Raw genomic sequence first — 2,798 nt, 5'->3', positions numbered from 1 at the left:
GGCTGAGCGACACCGCGGTCGCCGCCGTCCTCGCGACGATCGGCCTGCGCGGTGGGCCCGGCCCGGCCGGCGACTCCTTGGCCCACGGGCCGGCGGCCAACGAGACGGCGGCCCACGGGCCGGCGGCCAGCGGGACCTCGGGCATCGGGACCTGGGTCACCGTGGACGGCCGGTTCGGTAACGGGGTCCTGACCGGCGGGTGGCGCAAGGAAACCGCCGGCTACATCGGTGAGGGCGCCCGCGAGGCGGCCAGGCGGGCCCGGCTCGACCACCTGCGCGCCGAGGCGGCCCGGATCGAGCTACGGCTCGACGAACTGGCCGCGGCCGCCGCGGAGCTGGCCGGCCGGCAGCTCTCGCTGGCCGCCGAGCACGGGGCCCGGCCCTCCGACGGCGACCTGCGCGAGGCGCACGCGCAGCTGGCCACGGAGCACAAGGCCAAGCGGCGGATCGACGCCCAGCACCAGGAGGCGGCAGCTGTCGCGGCCCGCCGGCAGCAGGCCGCGGGTGAGGCACGGGCTGCGGCCGAGGAGTTCGCCGGCGACGTGCGCCTGCCCGCGGAGCCGGCCGCGCTGGCCGGCGTCCGGGACGCCCTGGGTGACTATCGGGCGGAGCTGGCCGCGCTGTGGCCGGCGGCGGAGTCGCTGGACCGGTCCCGCCGCGCGGCGACCGAGGCGGAACACGAACTCACCCTCGCGCTGGAACGCCAGGAACAGGCGGCCGAGGCGGTCGCCGAGGCGCAGACGCAGGCCGACGCGGCCGCCGAGCGTCACCGGGTCCTGGTCGAGACGGCCGGCGCCGCCGTCGACGAGCTGTTCCGCAAACTGGCCGCCGTCGACACCGAACTCGACCGGTGCGGGCAGCGGGAGAAGCAGGCGCGGGCCGCCGAACAGGATGCGCTCGACGCCCGGGGCCGGGCTCACGGCCGGCGTGAGACGTTGCGGGAGGCGATCACCACCGCCGCGGCCGAACGCGAGGCGGCTGTCGCGAAGCTCCGGGCGTTCGCGGCCACCGGCCTGCTCGCGGTCGCCGTCCCGGGCCTGGAGATCCCGGACCCGGCTGCCGGCTGGGCGCCGTACCCTGCGATCACGCTCGCCCGGGCGGTCAACGCCGCCCTCGACGACGTCGACGACACCGACCGCCGGTGGGAGCTGGCGCAGCAGCGGGTGTCGGCCGAGCACAAGGTTCTCACCGACGCGCTGTCCCGGCACGGCCACTCGGTCGGGATGATCGTCTCCGACGGCGTGATCGTGGTCGACGTCCTGTTCCAGGGCCGCAAGCAGGACATCCCGGCCCTGGTCGCCGCGCTGGAGGCGGAGACCGGACAGCGGGCGATGCTGCTGTCCGCGAAGGAACGCGAGATCCTGGAGAACCACCTCGTGAACGAGGTGGCCGGCGCCCTGCAGGAACTGATCAGCGACGCCGAGAGCCAGGTCCGCCGGATCAACACGGACCTCGCACAACGGCCCACGTCGACCGGCATGCGGCTGCGGTTGCAGTGGCGGGTCGCCCGCAGCGCCCCCGAGGGGCTCAGCGCGGTGCGCGACCGGCTGCTGCGGCAGACGGCCGACGCCTGGAGCCCCGCCGAGCGGACCGCCGTCGGCGCGTTCCTCCAGGAGCAGATCAACCGGGAGCACAGCGCGGACACCACCGGCGGATGGGCCGAGCAGTTGACCCGTGCCCTGGACTACCGCGGCTGGCACGAGTTCGCTGTGCAGCGATTCCAGGACGGTCAGTGGCGGCCGGCGAGCGGTCCGGCATCCGGTGGTGAGCGGGTGCTCGCGGCGTCGGTGCCGCTGTTCGCAGCCGCCTCGTCGTTCTACGACTCCTCCGGCAACCGGCATGCACCCCGCCTGGTCGCCCTGGACGAGGCGTTCGCCGGGGTGGACGACGACTCGCGGGCCAAGTGCCTGGGCCTGCTCGCCACGTTCGACCTCGATGTGGTGATGACCAGCGAGCGCGAGTGGGGCTGCTACCCGCAGGTCCCCGGCCTGGCGATCGCGCAGCTGTCCCGCCGGGACGGCATCGACGCCGTGCTCGTCACGCCGTGGCGGTGGGACGGGCACGAGCGCACCCGCGTCGACCGGCCGGTGCCCTACCAGCCCCAGCTACTCGACCAGCCCCAGCCGCTCCATCCGGCGCAGGGCGGCGACACCGAGCCCCTGCCGTTCGAGTGAGCGCGTCGTCGACCGGAGCCGCCCGCGATACGGGAGCCGCCCGCGATGTGGAACGGCTGCGCCGTCTGCTGGGCGGTGAGCACACGGCGTGGCTGCTCGACCGGGTGCGGCGCAGGATCGAGCTGGGCCGGCCGCTCACCGGGACAGTCACCCTCGGCCGGGCCAGCGCGGACCAGCGGCGGGGGGGTCGAGCGGCTGCTGGGCCGCCGGGCCGGCGCCGGCGCCTCGCTGTCCGTGTCGTTGGACGAGGTCGACGCGGTGCTGCGGTCCAGCGGCGCCGCGCCGGGCGGACTCGCCGCCGCCGTCCGCCAGCTCACCGGGGATGTCACGGAGCGGGCGGAGCTGGCCGCGGCGCAGTCACGGGCCTGGGCGCAGGCGCACCAGCCCCTGGACGACCTCCTCGCCCGGCGCCCCGAACTCACCCCCTGGCGGTCCTGGCTGGACAGCACCGGCCTGCTGCGCCGGCTGGCTGGCACCCCGGACGCGGCGGTGCCGCTGGTCGCCGACCTGGTCCGGGTGCTCGACGCGTTGCCCTCACCCGGCGTGGCGCTGGGCCGGCTGGCCGCCACCAGCACCGGCGACGCGCACGCGCTCGACGACGGCCGGCCGCTGGCGACGCTGGCC

At 76.3% G+C, this 2,798-nt stretch carries 2 protein-coding genes; both read left to right on the top strand.

All coding sequences use genetic code 11. The features are described from left to right. Positions 1 to 2,174: TIGR02680 family protein (locus tag AC08OQ_RS19025; protein ID WP_476612290.1), on the top strand; the 2,174-nt coding region annotated here is incomplete at its 5' end. A 75-nt stretch (positions 2,175 to 2,249) separates the two neighbouring features. Continuing rightward, the coding region (locus AC08OQ_RS19020; protein WP_476612289.1) for a TIGR02679 domain-containing protein at positions 2,250 to 2,798 on the top strand (549 nt) is incomplete at its 3' end.

It is taken from the genome of Frankia sp. CcCS3, assembly GCF_977927575.1.
The sequence above is the reverse complement of the archived record's forward strand: the minus strand, read 5'-3'. Positions and strand labels throughout refer to the sequence as shown.